General features: G+C 56.1%; 5 protein-coding genes. 1 reads left to right on the forward strand and 4 read right to left on the reverse strand.

Annotation, left to right across the window (positions count from 1 at the left end):
* The 4 genes from WCG50_RS17505 to WCG50_RS17520 all read right to left on the reverse strand — a co-directional run.
* On the reverse strand, window positions 1–761 hold a 761-nt coding region (locus WCG50_RS17505; RefSeq protein ID WP_336900878.1), incomplete at its 3' end, for a D-glycerate dehydrogenase.
* Window positions 762–789: 28 nt separating this feature from the next.
* Entirely contained in the window at window positions 790–2,073 is a 1,284-nt protein-coding gene (gene nhaD, locus WCG50_RS17510; RefSeq protein ID WP_336900879.1) for a sodium:proton antiporter NhaD, read from the reverse strand.
* A gap of 135 nt (window positions 2,074–2,208) precedes the next feature.
* Entirely contained in the window at window positions 2,209–2,904 is a 696-nt protein-coding gene (locus WCG50_RS17515) for a nitroreductase (RefSeq protein ID WP_336900880.1), read from the reverse strand.
* A gap of 30 nt (window positions 2,905–2,934) precedes the next feature.
* Window positions 2,935–3,888, reverse strand: a complete 954-nt coding sequence (locus WCG50_RS17520) for a histone deacetylase (protein ID WP_336900881.1) — start codon at window positions 3,886–3,888, stop codon at window positions 2,935–2,937.
* Between the two features lie 196 nt (window positions 3,889–4,084).
* Here WCG50_RS17520 and phaP point away from each other — a divergent pair, with 196 nt between their 5' ends.
* Window positions 4,085–4,618 carry a TIGR01841 family phasin gene (gene phaP, locus WCG50_RS17525; RefSeq protein ID WP_336900882.1) on the forward strand — a complete coding sequence of 178 codons (534 nt, stop codon included), beginning with the start codon at window positions 4,085–4,087 and terminating at the stop codon, window positions 4,616–4,618.
* Window positions 4,619–4,830: the final 212 nt, after the last annotated feature.

Raw genomic sequence — 4,830 nt, forward strand, 5'->3', positions numbered from 1 at the left:
TTGCGCAGGGCAGTCGCCAAGGCCGCGTCGTCCACAATGCCCCCGCGTGCGATGTTGATCAAGGTGGCTGTGGGTTTCATCAGCGCCAGCTCAGCTGCGCCAATCGCGTGGTGCGAGGACGCTGAGTACGGCAGCACCAGCACCAGATGGTCAGCGGTTTTCAGCAGTTCTTCCTTGCTCACAAAACGGGCTTGGCACTCGGCCTCGGTGGCGGCGTCCAGCTGGGAGCGGTTGTGGTAGTTCACCTTCATGCCAAAGCCGTGCGCGCCGCGTTTGGCAATACCCTGCCCGATGCGGCCCATACCCAGAATGCCCAAGGTGCTGCCATGGATGTCGGCGCCGGCAAACATGTCAAAACTCCACTTATTCCACAGACCGGCACGCAAAAAGTGCTCCGCTTCTGCCATGCGCCGGGCTGTGGCCATCAGCAGGGCAAAACCAAAATCTGCTGTGCTTTCCGTCAGTACATCGGGTGTATTAGTGGCCTGGACACCGGCAGCGCTCATGGCGTCGAGGTCGAAGTTGTTGTAACCCACCGCCATGTTGGCGCAGATTTTCAGGCCCGGGCACGCCGCCAGCAGCGCCGCGTCAATACGTTCGCTGCCGGTGGTGAAGGCCCCCACCTTTCCCTGTAATTTTTCAATCAATTGGGCCGGCGACAAGAGCGTGTCAGAGGGGTTGGATTCAACCTCAAAATGCTGTGCCAGTTTGGCAATGACTTCAGGAAAAACGGCGCGGGCGATCAGGATTTTTGGCTTCATAACGAGTCAGTTGAAAAATAAATCAGAGTTAGTGGAACATGCGGAACTGCACGATGTACACCATGGCACCCGCACCGTAACCCATGAGCGCCAGCAGGCTGATTTTGCGCATGTACCAGACAAAATCAATCTTTTCCAACCCCATGGCAGCCACGCCAGCGGCTGAGCCAATGATCAGAATCGAGCCACCGGTGCCAGCACAGTAGGCCATGAATTCCCACATAAAGCTGTCAGTCGGGTATTGCGCCAGGGTGTACATGCCCATCGAGGCTGCCACCAGCGGCACGTTATCCACCACGGCACTGACCAGGCCGATGACCATCACGATCACATCCAGCCGACCGATGGTCTGATCAAGCCATTGCGCCACCGCCGTCAGAATATGGGTGTGCTCCAGCACTGCCACCGCCAGCAAAATGCCGATGAAAAAGACAACCGAGCTCATGTCGATACGGGTCAAGGCTCGCGCAATCGTCAAACGCTGCTTTTTGAGGTCTTCCGTTTTACGGTGCACCAAGTCGCCCACGGCCCACAAAATACCCAGCCCGAACAACACGCCCATGAACGGTGGCAGGTGTGTGACGGTCTTGAACACCGGAACAGCCACCAGAATGCCCAGGCCCAGAAAGAACATCAGATGACTCTCGAACGGGCTGGTGTAAAGCTCATCCACATCACTTCGGATGGGCGGCGAGACCACCAGACGGTCACCCAGAAGGCGGCTGGTCACGGCCAGCGGCACCAGCAGATTGACCAGCGAAGGCAAGAACAAACTCTTCATGATTTCAATCGCGGTGATCTGTCCGCCGATCCACAACATGGTGGTGGTGACGTCACCAATCGGCGTCCAGGCACCCCCGGCATTGGCCGCAATGACGATGATGCCGGCAAAAAACAGGCGGTCATCGCGCTTATCAAGCAGCTTTTTCATGAGCGACACCATCACGATGGTGGTGGTCAAGTTGTCCAGAATGGAGCTCAGGAAAAACGACACAAACCCGATCATCCACATCAGCGTTGAAAGCCGCGTGGTCTTGATGCGTGAGGTGATGACCTCAAAACCATTGTGCGCATCCACCACCTCGACCACCGTCATGGCACCCATCAGGAAGAAAACTATCTGCGCCGTGCCCATCAGCGATTCATTCAGGTTCGCCAGCAACTGGTTCGGGTCGTCGGTGAACAGCGCATAAATGCTCCACAACAAACCCGCACCAATCAAGGCGGAGGCCGACTTATTGACCTTGATCGGGTGCTCCAGGGCAATCGCCGCGTAGGCCAGTACAAAGATGAGAATGATTGCGGTGAGCATGAGTTTCCCTCAGGGATGAGACGCAGGTACGCAACCACCCCCCGCCGAAGGAAGAAGATCACGGCATTGACTTTAAGGGCGAATCGGACCCGCTACCAGAGTGATTACCCGGTCCAAGCGGTCTACTTTTTCCGCTTAAGCCAGCCAGTGCGTGAAATCGGCCACCGGGACGCGCGGCGTGTGAAAAGTGTTCACCACATCGGTTTCATCGGCATAACCCAGCGCCATTCCGCAGACCAGCATCTCATCCGGACCCGCACCGATGTGCGGCAGGATGATTTTCGAGAAACCATTCCAGGCGGCCTGCGGACAGGTGTGCAGACCATGCCCACGCGCTGCCACCATGATGCTTTGCATGAACATACCGTAGTCGAGCAAGGAACCACGCCCCATGACACGGTCAATCGTGAACATCAGGCCGACCGGTGCATCAAAGAACTTGTAATTGCGCTGATGTTGCAAGTGCATCTTGTCTTTGTCGCCTTTGGTAATACCGAGCACCCCATAAAGACCCCAGCCGTTTTCGCGCCGACGATCGATGAACGGGCTAACCCATTTTTCTGGGTAGTAGTCGTACTCTTCCTTGTATTCAGATGCCAGTGACGGGTCGGCGCGCAGTGCGTCATGGGCGGCGCAGACCTTGTCGCACAAGGCAGTGCGACTGGCGCCTTGCAACACATACACCTTCCAGGGCTGGGTGTTGGTGCCAGACGGTGCCCGGCTTGCCACTTGCAGCAACTCGGTGATCGCCTCGCGTGACACCGGGGCGGGCGTGAAAGCGCGGGCGGACATGCGCGAGGTGATCGCGGCGTCCACGATAGTTTGGGTCATTGGGTTGTCTCTCGTTCAGTTGGGAAATAGCTATGAATCTCGTGGGCTGATTTTGCCAGCCCTCCAGCGCGCGCTGTACTCAAGCGCCACGCGGTAAGTATTGAGTTGAACCTGCACCGTTTCTTCGATCTTCACGCCGTAGCCGCCCGCCATCACAAAGGCCAGCGGTATGCGCCGCTCGAAGCACCAGTCAAAGATGCGCCGGTCGCGCGCCTCCAACCCGTCAAAACTCAGATGGAGTCGGCCCAAGCGGTCGCCCACAAATGGATCCGCCCCGGCCAGATAGATCACCAGACCGGGCTGGAATCGATTCGCCAACTCCTCCAGCGCCCGCTCAAGGGCGGACATGTAATCAGCATCGGTGCAGCCATCGGGCAGGGCCACGTCCAGGTCGCTGGACTCTTTGCGAAAAGGGAAATTCTTTTCGCCATGCAGTGAAAGGGTGAACACGCTGGGGTCATCCCGAAAAATGCTGGCCGTGCCATTGCCCTGGTGCACATCCAGATCGATCACAGCCACCTTCAAGGCCGGTCGCAACGAGCCTGCCTGGCGGCCCCATTCGGCCTGCGCCAAGCGGGCGGCCACCGCCACGTCGTTGAACACACAAAACCCACCGCCCTTGTCGGCAGAGGCGTGGTGTGTGCCGCCAGCCAGGTTGGCCGCCAGTCCGTCGACCATGGCGCAGCGCACGGCGGCTACTGTCGCCCCGACCGAGCGCCGCGAACGCGCCACCATCGCCGAACTCCAGGGAAATCCAATCTCGCGCTGCGCCGCGGCACTCAGTGAACCGTCTGTGATGGATGCGATGTAGCTCGGACTGTGCGCCAAGGCCAATTCGCCATCGCTGGCAGATGGCGCCTCCATCAGCTGAACAGCAGGCAAGGTTTGCTGAATCTGGTCGCGCAAAAAGGCGTACTTGGCCATGGGAAAGCGATGCTCAGACGGCAAGGGCAAGACGAAATGATCTGAGTAAAAAGCTTTCATCCCTCTATTGTCTCGGTACCAAGAATTCCCCTTTTTCTAGAAATATCTGTCTAATGTGCTGCAACGCAACAATAAATACTTGCCAGCGAGGATGTTCTCCCTATAATTCAACTCATGCTGCACTGCAACATAATCCAGCGAAGGCTTGGGTTTCTGAGCAGATACTTTTTACCCTTACCAAATTGGAGATATTCATATGTTGACCGTCGAACAAGTTATGGCTTCGCAAAAAGCATCCGTCGAAACCCTGCTGGGCCTGACTTCCAAAGCCTTTGAAGGCATTGAGAAGCTTGTCGAACTCAACTTGAGCGCATCCAAAGCTGCAATGGCTGAGTCTGCAGAGCACGCCAAGGCGATGCTGAGCGTGAAAGACGCACAAGAACTGATGGCTCTGCAAACAAGCTACTTCCAGCCGTTGGCTGAAAAGACGGCTGCTTACAGCCGCCATCTGTACGAAATCACTTCGGGCTCTACGGCCGAGCTGAGCAAGTCTTTCGAAGGCCAAGCTGCTGAAGCCCAACAAAAATTCATGGGTTTGATCGAGTCAGCTGCTCAAAACGCACCTGCCGGCTCTGAGTCTGCAGTTGCCTTGATGAAAAACGCTGTTGCTGCTGCCAGCAGCGCACTGGAATCTGTGCAAAAAGCCGTCAAGCAAGCCACTGATGCTGCTGAAACCAATTTCAAATCAACTGCAGTGGACGCTGGCAAACCGGCTTCCAAAAAGCGCTAATTTGTAACAACTGATTGAAGTAGAAGAGATAAATATCTTTTGTTGGGAAAAACCTCTACAAATCAGGGGAAACCCTGACATACTTCATTTAGATTAAGTTTTCAGAAACGTTTCGTTTCTACTGGTTGTCTCCTCGGGTCCTTTCGAAACCTTCAGGTTCAGGGATCCCTTAAGGGCTGGTCGCAAGACCAGCCCTTTTTTTATGTTTTTTT

Source organism: Rhodoferax sp. (assembly GCF_037143375.1).
Classification (GTDB): Bacteria; Pseudomonadota; Gammaproteobacteria; order Burkholderiales; family Burkholderiaceae_C; genus Rhodoferax.

Excerpts from the sequence above, each read along its gene's own strand:
- nhaD (WP_336900879.1), bottom strand. The coding sequence starts at position 2,073 with ATGCTCACCGCAATCATTCTCATCTTTGTACTGGCCTACGCGGCGATT.
- WCG50_RS17515 (WP_336900880.1), bottom strand. The coding sequence starts at position 2,904 with ATGACCCAAACTATCGTGGACGCCGCGATCACCTCGCGCATGTCCGCC.
- WCG50_RS17520 (WP_336900881.1), bottom strand. The coding sequence starts at position 3,888 with ATGAAAGCTTTTTACTCAGATCATTTCGTCTTGCCCTTGCCGTCTGAG.
- phaP (WP_336900882.1), top strand. The coding sequence starts at position 4,085 with ATGTTGACCGTCGAACAAGTTATGGCTTCGCAAAAAGCATCCGTCGAA.